Source organism: Micromonospora humidisoli, assembly GCF_016900955.1.
GTDB lineage: Bacteria > Actinomycetota > Actinomycetes > Mycobacteriales > Micromonosporaceae > Micromonospora > Micromonospora wenchangensis.
In genome coordinates this window covers 122,002-144,248 of the sequence record NZ_JAFEUO010000009.1, presented here as the reverse complement: position 1 = coordinate 144,248, position 22,247 = coordinate 122,002, and the positions used below count along the sequence as shown (strand labels likewise).

At 75.6% G+C, this 22,247-nt stretch carries 18 protein-coding genes; 6 read left to right on the top strand and 12 right to left on the bottom strand.

The genetic code is table 11. From position 1 onward, the window contains the following. Positions 1 to 33: 33 nt before the first annotated feature. The 9 genes from JQN84_RS28040 to eccD all read right to left on the bottom strand — a co-directional run bounded on the left by JQN84_RS28040 (position 34) and on the right by eccD (position 9,076). Positions 34 to 366: a hypothetical protein gene (locus tag JQN84_RS28040; protein WP_204961569.1), complete on the bottom strand. Its 333-nt coding sequence runs from the start codon at positions 364 to 366 to the stop codon at positions 34 to 36. Further along, on the bottom strand, positions 366 to 812 hold the full coding sequence (locus JQN84_RS28035) for a YbaB/EbfC family nucleoid-associated protein (RefSeq protein ID WP_204961568.1): 447 nt from the start codon (positions 810 to 812) through the stop codon (positions 366 to 368). Before JQN84_RS28035 ends, JQN84_RS28040 begins: the two co-directional genes overlap by 1 nt. Before the next feature lie 83 nt (positions 813 to 895). Beyond that, complete coding sequence (locus JQN84_RS28030; RefSeq protein ID WP_204961567.1) at positions 896 to 2,974, bottom strand: hypothetical protein; 2,079 nt, start codon at positions 2,972 to 2,974, stop codon at positions 896 to 898. A gap of 24 nt (positions 2,975 to 2,998) precedes the next feature. Next, positions 2,999 to 5,140: a hypothetical protein gene (locus JQN84_RS28025; protein WP_204961566.1), complete on the bottom strand. Its 2,142-nt coding sequence runs from the start codon at positions 5,138 to 5,140 to the stop codon at positions 2,999 to 3,001. Between the two features lie 4 nt (positions 5,141 to 5,144). Beyond that, a complete protein-coding gene (locus JQN84_RS28020; protein ID WP_204961565.1) occupies positions 5,145 to 5,537 on the bottom strand; it encodes a hypothetical protein in 393 nt (130 codons plus the stop codon). A 60-nt stretch (positions 5,538 to 5,597) separates the two neighbouring features. Beyond that, the gene (locus JQN84_RS28015) at positions 5,598 to 5,894 is read right to left on the bottom strand and encodes a WXG100 family type VII secretion target (protein ID WP_204961564.1); all 297 of its coding nucleotides are present in this window, start codon (positions 5,892 to 5,894) and stop codon (positions 5,598 to 5,600) included. A gap of 31 nt (positions 5,895 to 5,925) precedes the next feature. After that, positions 5,926 to 6,222, bottom strand: coding sequence for a WXG100 family type VII secretion target (locus tag JQN84_RS28010; RefSeq protein ID WP_204923310.1), 297 nt, complete (start codon positions 6,220 to 6,222; stop codon positions 5,926 to 5,928). Between the two features lie 63 nt (positions 6,223 to 6,285). Beyond that, positions 6,286 to 7,680: a type VII secretion protein EccB gene (gene eccB / locus JQN84_RS28005; RefSeq protein ID WP_204961563.1), complete on the bottom strand. Its 1,395-nt coding sequence runs from the start codon at positions 7,678 to 7,680 to the stop codon at positions 6,286 to 6,288. A 4-nt stretch (positions 7,681 to 7,684) separates the two neighbouring features. Next, complete coding sequence (gene eccD, locus JQN84_RS28000; RefSeq protein WP_204961562.1) at positions 7,685 to 9,076, bottom strand: type VII secretion integral membrane protein EccD; 1,392 nt, start codon at positions 9,074 to 9,076, stop codon at positions 7,685 to 7,687. Between the two features lie 170 nt (positions 9,077 to 9,246). Here eccD and eccCa point away from each other — a divergent pair, with 170 nt between their 5' ends. After that, on the top strand, positions 9,247 to 13,293 hold the full coding sequence (gene eccCa / locus JQN84_RS27995) for a type VII secretion protein EccCa (protein ID WP_204961561.1): 4,047 nt from the start codon (positions 9,247 to 9,249) through the stop codon (positions 13,291 to 13,293). A gap of 34 nt (positions 13,294 to 13,327) precedes the next feature. On the opposite strand, the gene JQN84_RS27990 is transcribed toward eccCa, so the two are convergent. Then, positions 13,328 to 14,779, bottom strand: coding sequence for a S8 family serine peptidase (locus tag JQN84_RS27990; RefSeq protein ID WP_204961560.1), 1,452 nt, complete (start codon positions 14,777 to 14,779; stop codon positions 13,328 to 13,330). Between the two features lie 220 nt (positions 14,780 to 14,999). Here JQN84_RS27990 and JQN84_RS27985 point away from each other — a divergent pair, with 220 nt between their 5' ends. The 3 genes from JQN84_RS27985 to JQN84_RS27975 all read left to right on the top strand — a co-directional run bounded on the left by JQN84_RS27985 (position 15,000) and on the right by JQN84_RS27975 (position 19,337). Further along, positions 15,000 to 16,541, top strand: a complete 1,542-nt coding sequence (locus JQN84_RS27985; protein WP_204961559.1) for a hypothetical protein — start codon at positions 15,000 to 15,002, stop codon at positions 16,539 to 16,541. A gap of 139 nt (positions 16,542 to 16,680) precedes the next feature. Continuing rightward, entirely contained in the window at positions 16,681 to 18,174 is a 1,494-nt protein-coding gene (locus tag JQN84_RS27980; RefSeq protein ID WP_204961558.1) for a S8 family serine peptidase, read from the top strand. Beyond that, positions 18,171 to 19,337 (top strand): S8 family serine peptidase, encoded by a 1,167-nt coding sequence (locus tag JQN84_RS27975; RefSeq protein ID WP_204961557.1) that lies wholly within the window; start codon positions 18,171 to 18,173, stop codon positions 19,335 to 19,337. Before JQN84_RS27980 ends, JQN84_RS27975 begins: the two co-directional genes overlap by 4 nt. A gap of 18 nt (positions 19,338 to 19,355) precedes the next feature. Here the strand turns inward: JQN84_RS27975 and JQN84_RS27970 are convergent, their stop codons facing one another. Further along, on the bottom strand, positions 19,356 to 20,072 hold the full coding sequence (locus JQN84_RS27970; RefSeq protein ID WP_239486355.1) for an alpha/beta fold hydrolase: 717 nt from the start codon (positions 20,070 to 20,072) through the stop codon (positions 19,356 to 19,358). Positions 20,073 to 20,167: 95 nt separating this feature from the next. Here JQN84_RS27970 and JQN84_RS27965 point away from each other — a divergent pair, with 95 nt between their 5' ends. Together JQN84_RS27965 and JQN84_RS27960 are read left to right on the top strand one after the other, a co-directional pair. Further along, positions 20,168 to 20,734, top strand: coding sequence for a CPBP family intramembrane glutamic endopeptidase (locus JQN84_RS27965; RefSeq protein ID WP_204961555.1), 567 nt, complete (start codon positions 20,168 to 20,170; stop codon positions 20,732 to 20,734). Between the two features lie 58 nt (positions 20,735 to 20,792). Further along, complete coding sequence (locus JQN84_RS27960; RefSeq protein ID WP_204961554.1) at positions 20,793 to 21,737, top strand: acyltransferase domain-containing protein; 945 nt, start codon at positions 20,793 to 20,795, stop codon at positions 21,735 to 21,737. Here JQN84_RS27960 and JQN84_RS27955 read toward each other — a convergent pair. After that, entirely contained in the window at positions 21,734 to 22,240 is a 507-nt protein-coding gene (locus JQN84_RS27955) for a MarR family winged helix-turn-helix transcriptional regulator (RefSeq protein WP_204961553.1), read from the bottom strand. The two genes, JQN84_RS27960 and JQN84_RS27955, sit on opposite strands and share 4 nt — an antisense overlap. Positions 22,241 to 22,247 lie beyond the last annotated feature (7 nt).

Here is a 22,247-nt window from a genome sequence, read left to right as displayed (position 1 = left end):
GCCGCCCGCCTGCGGCGGAGCCACCGCCGGCCGCTAGGTGTGCCGCCCGGTGTTGACCCCGCCGGAGATGTCGGCGTTGGTCGCCTCCATGTCCGCCAGGAGTCGGCCCAGTTCCCGCAGGTCCTCCTGGTAGCCCTGGGGAACCGCGCCCAGCAGCTTGATGAGGTCCGCGCCGACCGACGCCTTCGGCAGGTTCGCCACGATCTCGTCGATGTCCGCGTACGGTTCCCCGACGAGCCCGGGATGGTCGGTGTCGCTGTTGCGCAGCGCCTGTTGGACCCGGTCCAGTTCCTCGGTGAACGGGTCGAAGTTCGGGTTGGTCAGCCGGCCGGTGTCGGCACCGATCGGCCCCTCGGCCGGGGGCATCAGTGGGCCCCGGCCGGGGGTGCCGGCGTCGGGTCGTCGTCCGGCCCGGCCGTCCGGAACATCTCGGCGAGCAGCTTGTCCATCGGCAGCGGGCCGTGTTCCGGGTCGGCTCCGCCGGTCAGCAGGTCCATCATGGGCAGGCCGGCGGGGAGCAGCGACTCGAACGCGGCGACGGTACGGGCCATCGCCTCGCCCCGGGCCGCCTCGATCGTGTCGACCAGCAGCTCCCCCAGCTCCGGGCCGGCCATCGACCGGTACGCCGAGGTCGGAAACTTGATCGCGGTGACCGCACCCCGACTGTCGACGGTCACCGCCACCGCCCGGTTCTTCGCGGTCACCGTGCTGTAGACGGTGTGCAGGCCACCCTGGATCTCGTCGATCGCGGCCTTCTGCCGTTCGAGTTCGGCGAGCGCCTGCTCGACCTGGTTGGACAACGGACTCGACATCTGTCCTCACCTCCGGTTGTCGCTACGGTTCGTCTGCTGCCGGGCACCGCGACGGTCGACCCGTCGGGCGGCGTCGACGGCGGTCAACCCCGACCGCGCGCCTGGTCCCGGCCGTGCACCACCGGGCCGGCGGTGGGGGTCTGCTCCACCTGCACCGGCGTCGCCGCCGGCCGCCGCCTCGGCGGATCGGTCCGGCCGACCACGGCCGCCGTACACGTCGGGTCGGCTCCCCATGCCTGCTCGTCCTCGGTCAACCGGGTGGTGCGGCGGGTGTCGTCGCCCGCCCGGCCCGGTGCGCCGATCGACGGCAGGACCGGCGGCCCGAACGGCCGGCTGCCGGGCTGTCCGGGTGCCGGGGCACCGCTGCCCGCCGCGCCCGACGACCCCGGGCCGCCGGCCGCACCTGACGCCCCGGCACCGCCGGGCAGCCCCGCGCCTGCGGGCAACCCCCCGCCGCCGGCACCGCCGAGCGGGCCGGCGAGCAGGGCGGCGAGTTCCCGACCGACCGCGGAGCCGCCGACGGCCCCCCGCGACGGCGGGGCGACCGGCCCGTCCGCCAGGTCACCGATGTCGACGCCGCCGCCGGCCCAGTCGCCCAGCGCGCCGCCGGAGCGGCGGTCGCCGTCCGGGACGCCACCGCCGGCCCGTCCGCCGATCACCGGGCCGACGCCACCGGCCAGACCACCCACCCCGGCCAGCGCACCGCCGCCCCAGCCGCCCACGCCGCCACGTCCCAGGGCACCGAGCGCGGCGACGCCGTCGCCGGCCTTCCCAGAGGTGCCGAGGACGCTGCGGTCCGCGGACCCGCCGGCCAGGCTCATCGCGCCGAGCGCCGACAGACCTGCCCCGCCGAACCCGACGCCGCCCGAGGCTCCGATCGCTCCGATCGCGCCGATGGCCGCCGGGCCGCCGCCGAGCGCGGCACCCGTCCCGCCGGCCCCCGAGGAGGAAGAGGACGAGAACGACAGGTCCGGCCCACCGCCGCCGGCCCCGTCGAAGCCGGCACCACCGCCGCCGGTCCCGTCGAAGCCACCGCCGCCGGACTGGATGGTGGACCGCACCTCCTCGGGGGGTGGAGCGCCGGTGGGGCCGTCCGGGGTGCCAGGCGGTGGCGGCGGAGGGTCACCGCCGCCGGGCGGGCCGGCGAACCGGTTGACGATCCCGCTGGTCTCCCGCAATGCGGTGACGAGCTGCGCCAACGCGTCGCGCATCGCCAGGTCGAGCCGGACGAGCTGACGCAGCCAGGCGGTGCGCAGCAGCACGTCGAGGGCGGTCCAGCCGGCCGCGGTGGTCAGGTCGAAGGTGCCGCTGACGGGGCCGGTGCCGTAGGTGTCCGGGATGGTGACTCCGACCGCGTTCAGGCTGCCCTGGTCGACCTGCGCGAGGATGCTGCGGACCGCGCCGAACAGCGCGCTTGGGTGGTACGTGTTGAACCACTGGTGGGTGTGGTCGCTGAACTCCCGCCACGCGTCGTTGATCCGCTCGCGGAACATCAGCAGGTCGTTGGACTGCCGGAAGACCCGGTCCGACCAGGCGTTGGCCTCGTCGGTGGCGTTCATGTCGCGGGTGAGCCGGTCGATGTCGGCGTGCAGGGTGTTCAGGGCCGCCACGAAGACCGCCGACGCCGAGCCCTCGAACCCGGATCCGGCCCCGCTGATCCCGTCGCGCAGCACCCGCAGCTCGGCGGCGGTGGTGAGCAACGTCTGCTCGACCCGCCACAGCAGGTTGCCGGCGTCGGTGAAGCTGCGTTCGCTGAACCAGCCGTTGGTGCCGGCGTACAGGCGGGTGAGGGCGTTGACGCTCGCCCGGTAGAAGCTGTCGAACGCGGTGGCCGGTGGGGGGCCGCCGCTGCCCTCCCAGAAGGTGACGTGGCCCCGCACGATCTCCCAGAGGTCCCGCTGCGGGTCGTCCACCCCGGGACCGACCCGACGGTAGCCCATCAGCTCCCGGTCGCCCGGGTCGATGGTGGGACGGGTGCCCCGGTCCAGTTCCTGGGTACGCCGTTCGACGAACCGGACCCAGGTGACCCCGTGGCCGGCGACCAGGTTGCGGTCGATCAGTGTGCCGCCGCCCTGGTCGGTGCCGTCGCGGCCCTCGTTGAGGACGTCCTGGAGCATTCGTTCCCAGGTCCAGCCGAGGTACTCCGGGTTCGGGGCGGTCACCGTGCGGCCCGCCCGGGTCGACGGTCAGCCACGGCGACGTCCCGTGGTACGGGTGGGCCCTGGCGTCTGGCCGGGTCGGCGCGGCGCGACCGGCATCGTGGTGGCCGGTTCCTCGGTGTGCTCGGACCGGCCGATGACGGCCATCCCGCACTCGGGGTCGGTGCCCCAGACGTCCTCTTCCTCTTCCAGCCAGGTCTTGCGTTCACGGTCCTTCTCCCCCTGCTGGCCGCCCCCGCCCATGCCACCCATGCCACCCATCGGCGGCATCATCGGGAACCCGCCGGCCGCCGAGGAGGCGGAGTCCGTGCTGCCTGCCCCGGTGCCGCCGGGGCCGAGACCGGCCGGTTCGCCGAGCAGCGCGGCCAGTTCACTGCCGAGCGCCACCCCGCTGGTCGAGGACTGGCCAGGCGAGCCGCCGCCCAGGTTGCCGACGTCGACCCCGTCCACGTCGGTCGGGAACTGCGCCGACGGGTTGGTCGTGTCGTCGCCGAGGCCAGCCGCCCCGCCGCCCCTGACCCCGCCCACGCCGCCCGAACCCAGGCTGCCCGACCCGCCCAGCACGGGGGGCAGGCCGGGAACGACGACACCGCCGCCCAGACCGGGGCCGCCGATCCCACCACCGAGCCCACCACCGCTGCCGCCACCTGCCGAGCCGGAGCCCGTGCCACCGCCGAGCAGGTCGTCCCAGTCGGTGCCGGGCCCGCCGGTCGACCCACCGGCACCGAGGTCACCGCCACCGAGCCCCAGTCCGCCCGTCCCGCCCCCGACGCCGGACCCACCGCCCAGGCCCAGATCGCCACCGAGACCCAGGCCGGACCCACCGCCGAGGTCGCCACCGCCCTTACCGAGGTCGCCGCCACCGCCTACGCCCAGGTCACCGCCACCGCCCATACCCAGGTCACCACCGCCACCCATACCGAGGTCGCCGCCACCGCCCACGCCCAGGTCACCGCCACCGCCCATACCCAGGTCACCACCGCCACCGATGCCCAGGTCACCGCCACCGCCGATGCCGGGGCCACCACCGCCGTTCAGGTCCGGACCGTTGAGGTCGGGGGTGCCGCCCGGCGGCGGGGTGGCGCCGGTGGTGGTCGGTGGGGGTGAGATGACGCTCACCAGGTGGGTGACGGAGCGCAGCCGGGTGGTCAGCCGCGCCAGCTCGGCACGCATCGTGGCGTCCAGCTCCCGCAGCTGACCCAGCCAGGCCCCCTTGATCATGTTGTCGACGCTCTGCCAGCCGGCCTCGGTCATCAGGTTGAAGGTGCCGCTGTTCACCGTGCCGTTGCCGTACGCGTCCGGCAGGGTGATCGTGACCTGGCTGAAGTTGCCCGTCCTGAATTCGGTGACGATCTTCTTCAACGAGTCGATCAGCGTGGTCGGGTTGTAGCCGTTGAACCACTGGAACGTGTGGTCGCTGAATTCCCGGAACGAGCTGGCGATCTTGTTGCGGAAGGCGGTCATGTCGTCGACCACGTCGTCGACCTGGTCGGACCAGGCCCGGTCGGTGCTGTTGGCGTTCATGTCGACCGCGAGCCGGTGGACGTCGCGCCGCAGGTTCGCCATCGTCCCGATGAACACCCCGGAGGCGTTGCCCTGGAACCCGGAGGCGTCGTCGCCGACCCGGTCCAGGATGGTCTTCAGCTCCCGCTCCGTGCTGACCAGGCTGGTCTCCACGTCGTGCAGCATCTTGGCGGCGTCGGTGAAGCTCTTCCAGCTGAACACCGGGTTGGCGCCGCTGGTCAGCCGCTGCAACGCCCCCTCGCTGGACTTGTAGAAGGTCTCGAACGCACCGCGCGGCGAGGGCGCCCCCTCGGTCTGCGAGTCACTGAAGACGATCTTCACCTGGATGAACTGGGTCCGGGTGGTGTAGTGGGGTTTCCCGTCGCGCAGCGAGCCGACCGAGCTGATCCGGTAGAGGAAGAACTCGTTGCCGTCGAGCGAGTCGATCCGGTTGGTCACGTCACCGTCGCTGGGCGGGTCCGACGACTCGGTGACCGCGTCGGTGTGGTCGACCAGGCGCAGCCACCGCACGTCCGGACCGGCCACCAGTTTGCGGTCCAGCATGGTGCCGCTGGTGCCGTCGGGGCCGTCCCGGCCCTCCCCCAGCACGTTCTGGAGCATCGATTCCCAGGTCCACTGGGACATGTCCTGGTACGGAGCGGTCACCGGATCACGCCGTCGGGGTGGGGGTGGGGGTGGGGGTGCCGCCGGTGCCGGTGCCGGTGCCGGGCAGGAACTCCAGGAACCGTTCGGCGGTGACCGCGTTGAGCGACTCGATGTACTCCGAGTTCGCCAGCAGTTCGGTCAGCCCGACGGCGAGGCTGTTCATCGTGGTCCGGTGGCTGGTCATCCGGGCCAGCAGCGTGTCACCGGTCTTGTTGAGCTGGTCGCGGATGGTCTTGCCCGGCTCGAAGTTGCTCGTCCCGGCCGAGACGACCAGGTCACGCAGCGTCTGCGAGACGTACTGGCCCTGCCCGGAGGTGGCGGTGTCGACCGCGTCCCGCAGGCTGTTGAGCTTCGCGATGAGCTGGTTGATGTACGGCTCGTCGATGACGATCGGCATCGGTTCCTCCGTTGGGTGAGGGTGGGGCGGGCGGCCCGGGACCGCCCGCCGCACCGGGGGTCAGACGTTGCCCTGGAACAGCGCGGCACCCCGCGCGTCGCCCAGCCGGTAGTTGTCGTGGATCTGGTCCAGCCGGGACGAGGCGTCGGCGATCGCCCGGCGCATCTCCTCGATCCCGGCGTTCCACTTGGCCTGCGCCGCCGTGAACGCCTCCCGGGTGTCACCGGAGTTGGCGTTGACGTACGTCTGGACGACGGTGTTGAGTTCGTCGATCGCGTTCTGGATGCTGGTGGTCACGCCCTGCAACTCGGCCGAGCTGTCCAGCAGACCGTTGGGGTTGAGTCCGTACGACGGCATGGGTCGTCCTTCGTGAGGGGTCGGTCGGTGGTCAGGTCCAGCTCGCGGAGAGGGCGTTGTCCTGCTCCACCTGCGCGCTGGTCTGGTAGTGCGAGGTCATCGCGGTGTTCAGGTCGAGCAGCCCCTGCTTGACCTTGCTCAGCCCCTCCAGCCACTGCTGGATGGAGGTGGTGAAGGCGGTCTTGGCCTCCCCGCGCCACTGGGTGTCCAGGAAGCTGGACGTGTTGTCGACGGCGCGCTGCGCCGCATCGCACTGGGCGTCGGTCTGGTTCATCGCCGAGATGGTGCTGCGGATCGTCTGCTCGTCTACCTCGTTGCCGAGTGGCATCGGCGCTCCTTCCGGTTGGGGCGGCCGCGGCGGTTCCGCGTCGCCGGTTCCGCTGCCCGGCGGTCATCCGACGACCCGGGCGGGGTCGAGGGCGGGACCGGTCGGCAGCAGGTCGATCAGGTCCGGTGACACCACGGTCGCGGTCGCGGGGGCGTAACCCAGCCGCTCCGCCACCGCCGCACCGGCGAGCGGGTACTTCACCCCGGCGTCGGTCACCAGGTGGTAGGTGGTGCCGGGCTGCCCGGCGCGGCCGGCGACCACCAGCCCGCCGTATCCGGGCGCGACCGTCACCGCGTCGGCGGTGTGCGTCGTGCGGGTCACCCCGACACCGCCGCGCACGATGGCGGACGCCGGTGCCGGGCGGGCCGCGACGACCCGGGGCCGGCCGTCGGCCCCGAAGCGCAGGCACCAGGCGAGCCCGGGGCTCCGGATGGCCGCCGCCGGCGCCACCGCCGGCAGTTCCTCGGCCACGGGTGGCCGGGCCGCCAGGGGCAGCCGGGCCAGCGCCGCCGGGCTCAGCACGGTCGGCACCACCGCCCGGCCGCCGTAGCCGGCGACGGTCGCCGGGTCGGCGGCCAGCAGCGCGTACGCCAGGGGGGTCAGCCGGGCCAGCCCGTCGCGGCGCAGCAGGTAGTGCCGTTGCTCGCCGTCGGCCGGTCGGGCGGTGAACAGTTGACCGATCCGGGTCGGCTGCCCGTCCACCGTCGGCCCGGCCTCACCGCGCCCGGGCACCGGCACCGGCCCCAGGTCCACCCCGGCGGGGACCAGGTCCAACCAGGCCGCCGGTACGGTGACCGGTGGCCCGTCGTGGCCCAGCACCGCCGGCAGCCACGGTGCGGTGAGCCGGAACCGGTGACCGTTCCAGATCAGATAGCCGGCGGTCGGGTCGCCGGTGGGCCGGACCAGCACCGCCCGGTCGGCGGCCAGCGGGGCCCCGTCGGCCGCCGGGGCGACCGACAGGGTCAACGCCGTCGTCTCGGTGCCGGCCAGGTCCGTGACGCCGGGCGCGCACGCGGTCCACCCGACACCGGCCAGGCCACCGGCAGGCAGCACGTCGGGGGCGCCGACGATGCCCAGCGGCTGCCCGTGCGCCACCCCGCGCAGCGACTTCGCCGACACGGTGACCACGGCGAGTTCCTCACCGAGCAGCAGCCGGGCCGAGGCGTAGTTGAGCACCGGACGCAGCCGCCCGTCCAGGTAGAGGTAGCGCGAGCCGGTCTCCTTCTCCACCACCAGCGCCCCGGCCCTGCGCCACGCGGTCGCCCCACCGGGGGCGAAGAAGCCGTACAGGGTGAAACCGCCGACCACCAGCGCGGCGACCAGGACCCCGGCGAGCAACCCCACCGTGGTACGCCGGTGCGGTGTCTCCAGGCCGTCCGGCTCGCCGGCCACCAGCGCGGCGCTCAACCGGCCCAGCAGGTGCGACTGCGCCTGCACCTGGTCACGTCGGGACTGCACGACCTCAGCCCCCGATCGCCCGGAAGTAGTCGTACACGTGCAGGACGGCGAGCCCGATCGGCAGCAGCGCCACCGCCGCCGCGGTCAGCGTGAGATCACCGACCCGCCCCCAGTACGGCGTCACCCGCCGTCCGGTGAGGCTGCGCCCGGCCAGCAGCAACGCCGGTACGGCGACCGGCAGCACCGCCAACGCCAGCACCCGCGCCAGCGGTCCCGCCCCGGCCAGGGCGTCCACGGCGACCGCGACGAGCCCGACCAGCGCCGGCACCGCCTGGGTCAGCCGGTGCCAGGCGCTGGTCATCGGTCGGGCGTTGAGCGACCAGACCAGCGCGGCCAGCAGCACCAGGGTCACCTCCGCCCACCCCGCCCGGTCGGCCACCGGCAGCAGCGCCACGGCGGTGGCCGCCGCCAGGCCGGCGTACAGGGCGGTCATCAGCCGGTCGACGGCCCGCGCCCGGTCCATCAGCGGGCCGGCGGGTTCCGGGTCGATGTCCTCCTGGAGGTGCTCGGGTCGGGTCGGCAGCGGGGCGAGGCGCATCCCGGCCAGCCGGAACGCGACCAGGGGCACGGTCAGCACCAGGGCGGTCGCGGCCAGCGCGACCACCGCCCCGGCCTGCGGCCCGGTCAGCCCGCCGAGAGTGGCGGCGGCCCCGCCGAGCACCCCCAGCAGCAGCGCGACGGAGCCGGCGACGAACAGCGGGGTGGCCGCGCCGAGCAGGCCGGCGGCGAGCACCGCCACCGCCGCCCCGGTGGCGGTCCCACCGAGCACCTGCGGCCCGGTCATCCCCGCGCCGAGCGCCCCGCCGTCGCCGGGCAGCACCAGCCCGGCCAGGCCGGCGTAGCCGGTCGCGGCGACGGCCAGCAGCACGCCGAACCCCCGCTCGGCGGCGGCCCGGACCACGGCGGCCCCGCCGCCCAGCGCCACCGCCGCCACCGCCAGCGCCGCCACCGCCCGCAGCGGCACCGGGCCGGGCAGCGCCAGGGCCACCAGCCCGACGGCGAACAGCAGCCCGGCCAGCCCCAGCACCACCGGGCGGACCAGCTCGGGACGCCACCGGCCGGGGCGGTCCCGCACCCCGGTCGCCATCCCGTCGACGAGGTCGTCGAAGTCGACCTCGGGCAACTGGTCGGCGCGCGGACGCAGGTACACCAGGTCGCCGTCGTGCAGGTCGAGCGCGGCGACGCTGCTCTCCTCGTCCAGCGGGGCCGAACCGGCACGTTGCAGGACCCAACCGCCGTGGCTCAGCCCGGTGTCGGCCAACCCGTCGCCGAGGTGGTGCAGCAGCGCCGGCAGCAGGTCGGCCACGACCACCCCGACCGGCACGGCGACTTCGATCTGCCGGCTCGGTCCGCGTACGACCAGCCGGCACATCTGCTCGGTCTCGGTGCCTGTCACGGCCCCTTCAACGGCAACCGGCCGAGAACGTTCAACGGCCCGGGGGAATTTTCTCCGCCCGCCGACGGACCCCGGCCGGAAACCGGGATCGACCCGGATCGGCCCGTGCTCCGTTGTGGAGGGGGGCCGACGGTCCTGGGGGCCGACGGCCCGGGTGGAGGGAGACGACCATGGGGACGGTGCTGTTCCGGCGGCCGGCACGACGCAACGGGCCGGAGATGCCCACCGGGGAGCTGACCCTCCAGGAGCCGCCGGAGCTGAGCGAGCCGCAGCACAACGGGGCCCGGCAGGCGATGATGGTGCTGCCGATGGCGCTGATGACCGGCGTGATGATGCTGATGTTCATGGGCCCGTCGCGGGGCCCGTTGACCTGGGTGATGGCCGGCATGATGGCGGTGGCCATGGGCGGGGTGATGATCGGCTCGGTCATCGCCAGCAGCGGGGAACGCAAGCAGCGTCACGGCGGTGACCGCCGCGACTACCTGCGCTACCTCGCCCAGCACCGCCGTCGGGCCCGCCGGTTCGCCCAGGACCAGCGCGACTCCAGCCTGTGGCGGCACCCCGACCCGGCGTCACTGTGGTCGCTGGCGATGACCACGCGTCGCTGGGAGCGCCGCCCCACCCACCCGGACTTCCTGGAGATCCGGGTCGGCACCGGCGAGCAGCGGCTGGCGGTCCGGATCGCGCCGATGCAGACCAAGCCGGTGGAGGATCTCGAACCGGTCGCCGCGAAGGCGCTGCGCCGGTTCATCCGGGCGTACAGCACCCTGCCGGACCAACCGGTCGCGCTGTTCCTGCCGGGCTTCGCCGAGATCCGGGTGACCGGGGACCGGACGGCGGCGCGGGCGCTGCTGCGGGCCCTGCTCACCCAGCTCGGCGCGTTGCACGCACCGGAGGAGGTGCGGGTGGCGCTCTGTGTCGACCCGGCCGGGTCGGCGGCCTGGGAGTGGGTCAAGTGGCTGCCGCACGCCCAGCACCCCACCGAGCAGGACGCCGCCGGCGCGTCACGGCTGGCCGCCGACGGGATCGAACGCCTCGAACGGCTGCTCGGCGCGGAGTTCACCGGCCGTCCCCGCTACGAGCCGGGCGTCACCCCCGACCGGGAGGAGCCGTACGTGGTGGTGGTCCGCGACGGCGGCCGGGTGCCGGCCGGTCACCGGCTCACCGCCGGCGGCTACCGCAACGCGGTCTTCGTCGACCTGGACGACCCGCCGGTGGCCACCGGCAAGGGCATCCTCAACCTGGAGGTCGCCGACGGCACGCTGACCATGCTCGGGCGGGACCGGGTGGGCCAGGAGACCCGACAGGTGCTCGCCACCCCCGACCTGCTCGGCCCGGCGGCGGCCCGCACGGTCGCCCGGCTGCTGTCGCCCTACCGGCTGGCGGTCAGCACCGAACTGGCCCCCGAACCGATGAAGGCCGACTTCGACCTCGGCACCCTGCTGCGCATCCCCGACCTGGAACGGTTGGAGCTGGCCGCGTTGCGTGACCGGCGCGGGCCGGACGAGCGGCTGCGGGTGCCGATCGGGGTGGACGCCACCGGCGCCCCGGTCGAGCTGGACATCAAGGAGTCCGCGCTGGGCGGCATGGGCCCGCACGGGATGCTGATCGGCGCGACCGGCTCCGGCAAGAGCGAGCTGCTGCGGACGCTGGTGCTGGCGTTGGCCGTCACGCACTCCTCGGAGACGCTCAACCTGGTGCTCGTCGACTTCAAGGGCGGGGCGACCTTCCTCGGCCTGGACCGGCTGCCGCACACCTCGGCGGTGATCACCAACCTGGCCGACGAGGCGTCGCTGGTCGGCCGGATGCGCGACGCCCTGCACGGCGAGCTGGTCCGCCGGCAGGAGCTGCTACGGGCCGCCGGCGGCTACAGCTCGGTGCTGGAGTACGAGAAGGCCCGGGCCGGCGGCGCCCCGCTGGACCCGCTGCCCACCCTCTTCGTGGTCGTCGACGAGTTCTCCGAGCTGCTCGCCGCACACCGGGACTTCATCGACCTGTTCGTCATGATCGGGCGGCTCGGCCGATCGCTGGCCGTGCACCTGCTGCTGGCCAGCCAACGCGTCGACGACGGCCGGATCGGGCAGTTGGAGTCGCACCTGTCGTACCGGATCGGGTTGCGGACCTTCTCGGCGATGGAGTCCCGCTCGGTGATCGGGGTACCCGACGCCTACGAGTTGCCGGCCGCCCCGGGCAACGGCTACCTGCGGATGGACGTGTCGACGCTGCTGCGGTTCAAGGCCGCGTACGTCTCCGGGGAGTACCGTCCCCGCCGGGCCCGGGTCCGGCAGGACGTGGTCCAGCGGCAGGTGGTGCCCTACCGGCTGGACCCGGTGGCGGCGGAGCAGCCGACCCCGGCGGTACGGCCCGCCGACGGCACACCCGCGACCGACCCGGCCGGAGCCGGTACACCGAGCGCCGCAGCGGACACCACGGCGGCCGGGGCCGACACGCCGCCGGTGGACGGGGCGGAGCCGGCCGCGCGCAGCGTGTTCGCGATCGTCGCCGACCAGCTCGTCGACTCCGGCCCGCCGGCCCACCAGGTCTGGCTGCCGCCGCTGGCCGAATCCCCCACCCTGGACAGCCTGCTGCCGGCGCTGACCCCCGACCCCGACCTCGGGCTGGTCGCCGCGGACTGGCCCGGCAACGGCCGGCTGGTCGTCCCGCTCGGGTTCATCGACAAGCCCTACGAGCAGCTGCGTGATCTGCTCACCGTGGACCTGTCCGGGGTGGGTGGGCACATCGGCGTGGCCGGCGGCACCCGCAGCGGCAAGAGCACCCTGATCCGGACCCTGATCTGCGCGCTGGCGCTCACCCACCGTCCCACCGAGGTGCAGTTCTACTGCCTGGACTTCGGCGGCGGCACCCTGGGCACCGTCGCCGGGCTGCCCCACGTGGGCAGTGTCGCCGGCCGGCTCGACACCGACCGGGTCGGCCGGACCGTCGCCGAGGTGACCGGCCTGATCAACCAGCGGGAGCGGCGCTTCACCGAGCAGGGCATCGACAGCATCCAGACCTACCGGCAGTTGCGGGCCGACGGTCGGGTCGCCGACGACCCGTACGGCGACGTGTTCCTGGTGGTCGACGGCTGGTTCACGCTGCGGCAGGAGTTCGAGGCGCTGGAGGTGGCGCTGCGGCAGATCGCCGCCCGGGGGCTCAACTTCGGCGTCCACCTGATCGTCAGCGCGGCCCGCTGGTCGGAGGTGCACCACAGCATGCGCGACCAGCTCGGCATCAAACTGGAGCTGCGCCTCGGCGACGCCGTCGACTCCGCCATCGACCTGCGGTTGGCGGCGACCGTGCCACGTGCGCCGGGGCACGGCCTCACCCCGGAGAAGCTGCACTTCCTGGGGGCGCTGCCGCGCATCGACGGGGTGCCCGACCCGGCGAGCACCGCCGAGGGGGCGCGTGAGCTGGCCGGCACGGTCGCCGAGTTCTGGGCCGGGCCGGTGGCGACGCCGGTGCGTACCCTGCCGGCGGTGCTGCCCGCCGCCGACCTGCCGCCGGCCGAGGGCGACCTGTGGGTGCCGCTCGGTCTGGACGAGACCGACCTGAAGCCGTACTGGCACGACTTCTCAGAGCTGCCGCACCTGACCGGGCTCGGCGACAGCCAGAGCGGCAAGACCAACCTGCTGCGCCACCTGGCCCGCCTGATCGTCGGCAGGTTCACCCCGGCCGAGGCGCGCATCCTGATCGTCGACTACCGGCGGCAGCTGTTCGACTCGGTGCCGGCCGAGTACCGCCTCGGCTACTCGGTCTCGACCGACTCCACCCGGGAGACGGTCGCCGACGCGGTGGTCGGCCTCAAGGGGCGGCTGCCGGGCAAGGAGATCAGCCCCGAGCAGTTGCGCCGTCGCGACTGGTGGACCGGGCCGCGGCTGTTCGTCCTGGTCGACGACTTCGAGATGCTCGCCGGGCAGGACAACCCCTTGCAACCCCTCATCCCGTACGTTCCGCACGGCGTCGACATCGGGCTGCACATGGTGGTCGTACGGGGCACCGCGAACCTGATGCGGATGTCGATGGATCCGCTGCTGCGTCGCCTCCAGGAGGCCAGCAGCCCGGATCTCGCCCTGTCCTGCCCGCCGACGGAGGGGCCGCTGCTGGGCGGGGTGAAGGGACGGCACCTGCCGCCCGGCCGGGCGATGGTGCTGACCCGGCGCGGACACCGGATGATCCAGACCGGGTACGTCGAGCCCGACCCCGTGCCCGTCGGCTGACCGTCCGCCCGGCGGCGGGGACGGGCGGGACGGGTCAGCGCCGACGCCGACGCCGCAGGCCGACGGTGAGGGTGACCAGGGTGAGGATCGCCGCCAGCGCGGCGATCGCGCCGGCCGGACTCCGCTGTTCCACGGTGGTGGCGACACCGGCCGGGGTGGCGTTCACCGCCGCCGCCGGATTGATCATGCCCCAGCCGTGCCACGGGTCGGGTCCGGCCGCCGGTGACGCCGCCCCATCGGCCGTGGCCGTGATCCGGGCCGCCGCCTCGACCGCGTCCAACCGGGGTGTGCTGGAGCGGACCAGGGCGACCAGCCCGGCGACGAACGCCACGGCGTAGTCCGTGCCGGTGCCCTGCACCTCGCCCGAGCCGACCCCGAGGCCCGCCACGTCCACGCCCGGCGCCACCACGTCGACCTCGCCGGGGCGGTGCACCTCGGCCAACCGGTCGTCCGGGCCCACCGCGCCGACCCGCAGCACCCCCGGCGGCAGGGCGGCACCCTGCACGGCCGTCGCCGGGCGGGCCGCCACCACCACGGTGGTGCCCCGGGTCACCGCCGCGCGCAGCGCCGCGACCACCCGCTTGTCGGTGGTGTCCACCGAACCGCCGACCACGGCCACCCCGGCCCCGGCCGTGCTCGCCATCCGCAGCGCGGTCACCAGCTCGGTCGACTCCGCTGTGCCGGCGGCCATGCCGACGCGGACCGGCAGGACGGTGGCCTCGGGGGCGAGACCCACGAAGTCGGTGCCCCGCTGCCGGGCGGCGGCGGCGATCCCGGCCAGCGCGGTGCCGTGGCCGGTGCAGTCCCGGTCCCCCCGGGCGTCGCCGCCGGCCGCGGCGTCCGCACCGGGACGGACCCGGCCGGCGAGGGCCGGCACGGTGGCGTCCACCCCGGAGTCGATGACCGCGACCGTGACCCCCGCGCCCCGGCCCCGGGTCCAGGCCACCTCCGGGGTCAGCCGCAGCTGCGCCCACGGCACCCCGCCGATCCGCCGGTTCGGGGCCACCGTGCAGACCAGGGCGCTGGCCGGCGGGGTGCTCGGCCGGGGGCGGGGCGTCGCCGTCGGACGGGCCGGGGTGAACGCCGGCAACGGGCCGTAGCTGACGCCCGCGCCGACGGCGTCCCAGGGCAGCACCAGGACCCAGCCCCGGCGCAGCACGGCGGGGTCGGTGACCGCGGTGCCGTCCGGTTGGACCCGGCCCTTGTTCAGGGCGAAGATCTCCGGGTACCGCTGCGCGTCGCCGAGGACCCGTAACGCGACCTCCCAGAGGTGGTCGACCCGGCCCTGTTCCGCGCCGACCACCAGGTACTTCACGAAGCCGTTCGGCGCGGTGCCCGGCCGGGCCGGCGCGCCGGTCGGGGGCGAGGGGGCGGGGGCGGCCGTCGCCGACGTCGCCACGGCCGCCGTCGACGCCGGGACGGCGAGCCCACCGAGCAGCAGGGCGACCAGTGGACGGGACCAGCGGGTCCGGTGGCGTCCGGTCACCGGAAGCGGGCGGGACAGCGCTACCTCCCAGCGTCGTCGTGGCCCGCCCAGGCTACGGCCTCCTCCGTGGCGGGCCCGGGTCCGGTCGATTGCGATTCGGCCAACCGGACGGGCGGACGGGCGGACGGCGAAGCCGTACTGAACAGATCGCCGGTCGCCGCCGTTGTAGGCAGCGGCCGGGGAAGGGCTACGCCCCGGTGGAGGATCAAGGAGGCTGACCGTGCGATTCCCGACCACCACCGGCGGGCGACAGGTGATCCGACGGGTCGCCCTCCGGTCCGGGCGGAGCGGCGTCGTCGTCACGACGGCGGCGGTCCTGGCCGCGCTTCTGCTCGCCGCCGCCCACGCCGCGGGTACGGTGCCCGCCGGGGCGACGCCACCCGGCCCGGGGTCCGTCCACCCGGCACCGTCACACGTGGGGTCGGTCGGGACGGGGTCCGCCACCGCGACGCCGCCCGCCACGCACTCCGCCGAGGCGACGCCGGCCGGACGGTACTACGTGGTGGGGCCGCCGGTGGGCGGGCAGCGGGAGTACCTCTACCAGATCGCGGCCACCACCCTCGGCGACGGCAACCGGTACCGGGAGGTCTTCGAGCTGAACCGGGGCCGCCGCCAGCCCGACGGCGGACGGTTGACCGACCCGGCCGAACTACGCCCCGGCTGGGTGCTGGCGCTGCCCCCGGACGCGCGGGGGCCGGGCGTGCGCATCGGCGCGCTGCCCCCGACCGGCGGGAACGACGCCCCACCGGCCACGGCCGACCCGGGGCACACAGGTCGACTGGTCGTCCTGGCCGGACTCGCCGCCGTCGCCCTGCTCGTCGCCACCCTGCTGCGCCGGACGCCCCGACGCCGGCGCACCCGGCCCGCCCGGCCCGCAGGCGACGCGGTGTCCCCCGCCCCGCACCAGGCCGCCGGGGCCGACCCGACAGCCGACGGGGCCTGCGCCGCCGTGCCGGCCGGCGGCCCGGACCCGGCACGACCCGACCCACCGCGACGACCGTCCCCCGCGGACCGTCCCGCCCCGGTGGCAGAAGCCGGGGTACGCACCGACGCGACGGTACGGCCCGCTGCGGGCCGTACCGTGGATGGTCCCGACGCCGGCCCGGTGCCGCCGGGCGTCGACGGCGACCTCGACACCGAGGTGACCTCGCCGGCCGGCACCCTGGTGGTCCGGGTGCCGGGGGCGGCGGCCGGCGGCGGGCCGCCGCACCACGCCTGGCAGATCCCGGCGCAACCCCGACCGTCGATGCGGCTCCCGGTCCGGCTCGGCCACCGGCGGGGCTGGGCGCTCTGGGTCGACCTGGCCGGCACCTCGGACGTGTTCACGGTCACCGGCCCGGTCGAGGCCGCCCGGCACCGGGCCCGGACGATCGCCGAGCAGGTGCACACCGCCGGGCACTCGGTCACCGTGATCGGTGACCTGTTCGGCCCCGACCTGCCCGACGGCTGGGTCCGCCGGGCGGCCTTCCCCACCGGGGAGGCGGACCTGCCCGACGGCACCGGGGTGCTGTGCAGCGCCGCCCTGACCGGCCCCGAGCTGGCCTTCGCCCGCCGGATAACCGCCCTCACCGGGCACCGGCTGGTGCCTGTCGTCGTCGGCCGGGCGTTGCGGGCGCGCTGGTCGGTGACGGTCCGGCCGGGCGTCCCCGCCCGACCCGACCCCGTCGCCGCCGTGGCCCCGACCGGCATGGGTTCGGGTGGCGTCGCACCGGGCGGGGTGGCCCACGGCGACGGGTCCGCTGCCGGCAGTGGGGCACCGTGACCGGCGGCCGGTTTCCCGACGGCCGGGGTGAACCGTGACCGGCGGCGCGCCGTTGTGGTCCCGGGGTGCCACGTCGGACGGCCCCGCCGGGCCGGGGCGTCCCACCGGCCGATGCCCGCAGGTGACGAGGAGACGGTGGATGAGCCGGTTGCTGGTGTCCTGGACCCGGTCGCTGGGTTGCCTCATGGCGACCTGCGCGCTGCTGCTCGCCCCGCCCGGTGTGGCCCGGGCGGCCCCGGCACCGCCCCCGACGTACGTGAAGTACTACACGGTCCCCGGCGGGTCCGAGGAGGCGGTGACGGACCTGACCGGGGTGGCCGCCCGGTTCCTGGCCGACCCCGACCGGGCCGACGAGGTCTACCGGCTCAACGAGGGACGCCGGCAGCCCGACGGCCGGGCCCTCACCGCCGTCGGGCAGCGGCTGTCCCCCGGTTGGCTGCTGGTGCTGCCCTGGGACGCGTCCGGCGACGAGGTCCGCTACGGCCTGCTGCCGGCGGACACCCCGACGGCGAAGCCCGGCCGGTCCCCCGCCGGTGCGCGCGTTGCGGGCTGTGTCGACGCCGCTTCCGGGAACAACGCCGGGTCCCCGTGGGTCGACCCGGAGCTGTCCCCGGCGCGCGCCTGGCCGCACAGCACCGGTGCCGGCGCGCTGGTGGCGGTGGTCGACTCCGGCGTCGACGGGGAACTGGCCGCCCTCTCCGGGCGGGTCGCGCCGGGTTCGGACGTCATCACCGGCAAGGCCCGCGCCGACACCGACTGCCTGGGCACCGGCACCGCGATGGCGAGTGTGATCGCGGCGTCCGCCGGCACCGGCTCACCCGGGCCGCCGGTGGTCGGCGTCGCCCCCGAGGCAGCGGTCCTGCCGGTACGGGTCGTCGCCGACGCCACCGACGCCGATCCACGGCGGACGGCACTCGGCATCGAGGTCGCCGTGTCGGCGGGCGCGACGGTGGTGGCCCTGGGTGGGTACGCGAAACTCACCGATCCGGCCGTGACCGAGGCCGTCCGGTCGGCCGTGGCGCACGACGTGGTGGTGGTCGCCCCCGCCACCACCGCCGACGGCACCCCGGCGGCGGCCCAGGAGGGGCTGCTCCGGGTCGCCGGGGTCGGCCCCGACCGTCGGCCCGTCCTGGCGTATCCGGCCGGTGGGGTCGACGTGACCGCGCCGGGCCTGGACGTGCCGACCCTCGGCGTCGGCGCGACCACGCCGCGGTCCCGCACCGGCACCGAGTACGCCGTCGCCTACGTCGCCGGGGTCGCCGCGCTGGTCCGCACGGCGCTGCCCGGGGCGGACGCCGTCCAGGTGGCCCGCCGGATCGCCGCCACCGCCGACCCGGGCGTCCGGTCGAGCCCGAGCCCGGAGCACGGCTGGGGCATGGTCGACCCGCTGGCGGCGGTCGGCACCGGCCCGGACGCGGCGGCGGAGCCGGACCACGCCGGCTCCGGCACCTGGCCGGCGCTGCTGGCCGCCGGGCTGGGGCTCCTCCTGCTCACCGCAGTGGGGGTGTTCGGCCGCCGGGCCCGCCGGCTTACCCGCCGGGCGGCCGACGCCGCCGTCCTGCCGGAACCGGTGGAGCCGGCGGCCCTGCCGGAACCGGTGGAGCCGGCGGTGGCCCGGGGTGTGCTGCCGTGACGGGTGCGGCCGGTCGTCGGCGGGCCGGGGTCGTCGGGACGCTGGTCGCCGTCGCGGTGCTGGTGGGGTCGCCGGCCGGGGCCGCCGACGGGGAACCGCCACCGCTGCCGGCGACGGCGGGGAGCTGCGTCGGGCCGTCCCCGGTGACGGTCCGGGAGACGCCGTGGGCGCTACGCCTGCTCGCCCCGCAGAGCAGCTGGCCGTTGACCCGGGGGGCCGGGGTGGTGGTCGCCGTCGTGGACAGCGGGGTGAGCGCCGCCGCGCCCGCCCTGGCCGGGGCGGTACGCGCGGGTGCCGACGTCACCGGCGGGCGGGCCGACAGCGACTGCGTCGGTCGGGGCACCGCCCTGGCCGGCATCGTCGCGGCCCGGCCTACCGCCGGCGGGGGCCCCGGCGGGATCGCCCCGGACGCCGAGATCCTGCCGGTGCGGATCACCGACGCGAACCGGCGGATCAGCCCGGCCCGGCTCGCCACAGGCATCCGGCTCGCCACCACCGCCGGGGCGGACGTCATCCTGGTCGCCACCGGGGTCACCACGGCGACCCCCGAGCTGGCCGACGCGGTACGGGCCGCGGTCGACCGGGACGTCCTGGTGGTCGCCGCCGTCACCGACCGGGGCGGGGACGGTGGCGGGGACCCGCCGGTGGGCTACCCGGCCGGGTTTCCGACCGTGCTGGCGGTCAACGCGGTGGGTGCCGACGGTACGGCCGGGCCGGTGGCCGCCGACGCGGGGACCGACCTGGCCGCCCCCGGGGCCGGGCTGGGGATCGCCCCGCGCGGGTCCGGCCACTACCGGGTGGGTGGCGCGGCGGTCGCCGCCGCGTACGTCGCCGGGGTCGCCGCGCTGGTCCGCGCGTACCACCCGGGGTTGTCCCAGGCCGAGGTGCGCGCCCGGCTGGAGCGCACCGCGGTCCCGGGCGGCGGGTCGACCCGGGAGGTCGGCGGCGGGATGCTCGACGCGTACGCGGCGGTCGCCGCGCTCGCGCCCCGGCAGGGCGACCCGCCGGTGCCGGTCGCGGCCGGACCGGTCGTCGTGCCGGTCACGCCGGGCCCGTCGCGGGCCGCCCGGGTGGCCGGCCTGACCGTCCTCGGCGCGTTCGTGGTGACCCTGCTCGTCGCCGCCGCCACGCTCACCCGTCGGGGCTCCCGCCGGCCCGGGTGAGCTGACGGTGGGCGGGGATCAGTCGGTGCTCTCCGGGGACGCCTGCCGGGTGGCGAAGGCGGTGCGGTGCCAGGCCCGCAGCGCGTCGGCGAACTCGACGGGCGCGTCGGACTGGAGGAAGTGGCCGGCACCGGGAATCTCGACGACCGTCGCGTCGGGCAGTTCCCGCCGCCAGCGGTCCAGTTCCGTCCGCCGGAACGCGATGTCGCGGTCGGCCCAGAGCAGCAGTGCGGGCCGGTCCCGGAGCAGGTGCAGGCAGGACGCGACGTCGGCGAGGAAGGGAGCACTGTGGACGATCTCCCGGGGCAGCACCGCTGATGCCTGCCGACGCTCGGGGGTCGCCAGCGCCGCCCGGTAGTGCCGCATCTCGGCGCTGCCGACGGACCGTCGCCGGTGGCCGGCCGGGATCATGACGTTGACGAAGCGGTTTGCGCGTCGGATCAACCACCCACCTACCGGTCCGCCCATCAGCGTCGAGAACCGTTCGAAGTGGCGGTGGCCGGTGACCGGCCAGGCCCAGGTGTTGCCGAGCACCGTGCCGGCGAAGCGTTCGGGCAGGAGTTCGGCGACCCGCAGCCCGATCGGGCCGCCCCAGTCCTGCGCGACGAGCACGACGTCGGTCAGGTCGAGGTCGACGACGAACCGCTCGATCACCGCCGCGAGGGACGCGGGACGGCCGTCGAAACCGGCGGGTGCCACGGAGAGCCCGAATCCGGCAGGTCGGGGGCGACGCAGCGGAAGTCGGCGGCGAGCCGGGTGATGACGTCCCGCCAGACGAACGACCAGGTGGGGTTTTCCTGGCGGCGGCCGACCTGCCGCCGGTCTGGGCGATGTACGCGGCGGTGCTGCTGGTGCTCGCCCCGCTGGAGCTGTATCTCGTACACCGGTTGCGACGTGACCGTGACGAGCCCGACACCCGCTGGCCGCGGCCGGGTCGGCTGGCCCGGCTGCTGGCCCCGACGCTCGCCGTCGCGGCGCTGGCACCGGGTCTGGTGCAGTGGCTGGAGCCGCAACTGCACGACCTGGTCCCCCTGCCGTCCTGGTGGCGACTGGACCCGGTGGTGGCCGGTGCCGGTCGCCCGGGTTGGCAGACCGCCGTCACGGTCACCGGCTGGCTGGTCTGCTTCGTCGTGGTCGGTCCGGTCGTCGAGGAGCTGTACTTCCGGGGCGTGCTCCTGCACCGCCTGCCCACCAGCCGGCCGGCGCTCGCCGGTGCGGTGCTGTTCGCGCTCTACCACCTGTGGCAGCCGTACGCCTGGCTGACGGTGGCGGTCTTCGCGCTGCCGCTCGCGGTCGTCGCCCGACGCCCGCGCGGCCTGGTCGTCGCGATGTCCACCCACGTGCTGGTCAACCTGGTGGCCTTCGTGGTGCTCGCCGTGGGGGCGCTGCACCGTTGACCGGCGGCCGGGGTCACGCCGGGCCGTGGGGTGGGGCGGTGGCCGGTAGGATCGGCCGGTGGACCTGGATGCCGTGGCCGCCCGGCTCGGGGTGCCCGTCGAGGAGGTCGAGCGGGTGCACCGGCTCGCCGGTGACCGGCCGTCGGCCCCGTTGCCCACCCGCGCCGACGCACCCGCCCTCCTCGACCGGCTGGCGGTACCGCCGGACGACGCCGCCGAGATCATGGCCGGCTGGCCGGACCGCGACTCTCCGGAGTGGACGCCGGAGCTGCGCTGGCTGCTCGACCGCTCGACCGCCCTGGTCCGCGCCGACCTCGGCGGGCACGAGTGGCTGTCGCCCGGCCCGGAGCTGCCCCGCGACCGGGGTCCCGCCTGGCGTCACCTCTACGTGTACGCCTACCTGGCCCTGGTCGACGTGGTCCGCGGATACCACCGCGAGCACGGCATCGCCGCCGGCGTCTCCTGGGCGACCCTCGCCGACCTGGGTCGTAACCTGGCGATCGACCGGCGGATGCGCGGCGAGGGCTGGCCGGTCATGCAGAGCTGGCTGACCCTGCACGTCCGGGGCGGCCTCTACGAGCTGGGCCGGCTCCAGCACGAGCGGTCCGGCACCGCCATCGGCCTGCACGTCCCCGACGCCGGGCCGCTGAGCCCGGAGGCGGTCGACGCGTCCCTCGACGAGGCCCGCGAGTTCTTCCCCCGGCACTTCCCCGACGAGCACCACACCGCGTTCTCCTGCGGCTCCTGGCTGCTCGACCCCCAGCTGCGCGAATATCTCCCCGAGGATTCCAACATCATCCGGTTCCAGCGCCGGTTCGAACTGCTCCCGTACGTGCCGGCCGACGGGCCCGACGCCGACGTCGAGGTGCGCCGGTTCGCCTTCCGTACGCTCAGCACGCCGCTCGACCGGCTGCCCCGGCGGACCGTGCTGCAACGCGCGATCATCGACCACCTGGCGGCCGGCGGTCACTGGCACTGGCGACACGGGCGGTTCCCGCTCTAGGGTCGGCTCGCCCCTGCCGGCGGTGGCCCGTCGGGTTCGTCGTCGGGCCGGGGCCGCGCCAGCCGGCCGGCGATCCGTTCCAGGGCGGCGAGGTCCTGCGGGGCGAGCCGGTCGACGAGGTGCCGCCGTACCGACTCGACGTGGACGGGTGCGGCGTCGCGCAGGGCGGCCATCCCCGGCGCGGTCAGCACGAGCAGGCAGCCCCGCCCGTCGGCCGGGTCGGGGGCGCGGCGCAGCAGTCCGCGTGCCTCCATCCGGCTGGCGTGCCGGGACAGCCGGCTGCGGGACCAGCCCATCTTGTCGGCCTGCACGCCGAGGGTGCTGGTCTGCGCGGGCTGTTCCGACAGGGTGCTCAGCACCTCGTAGTCGGCCTCGGACAGGCCGATCGCCGCCAGGTCGTGCGCGGTGCCGGTCTGGACGGCGACCATCACGCGTCGCAGGGCCCGCCAGGCCCGTTCCTCGGCGGGCGTCAGCCACCGCACCGACCCCGATTTTGTTGACATGTAATCA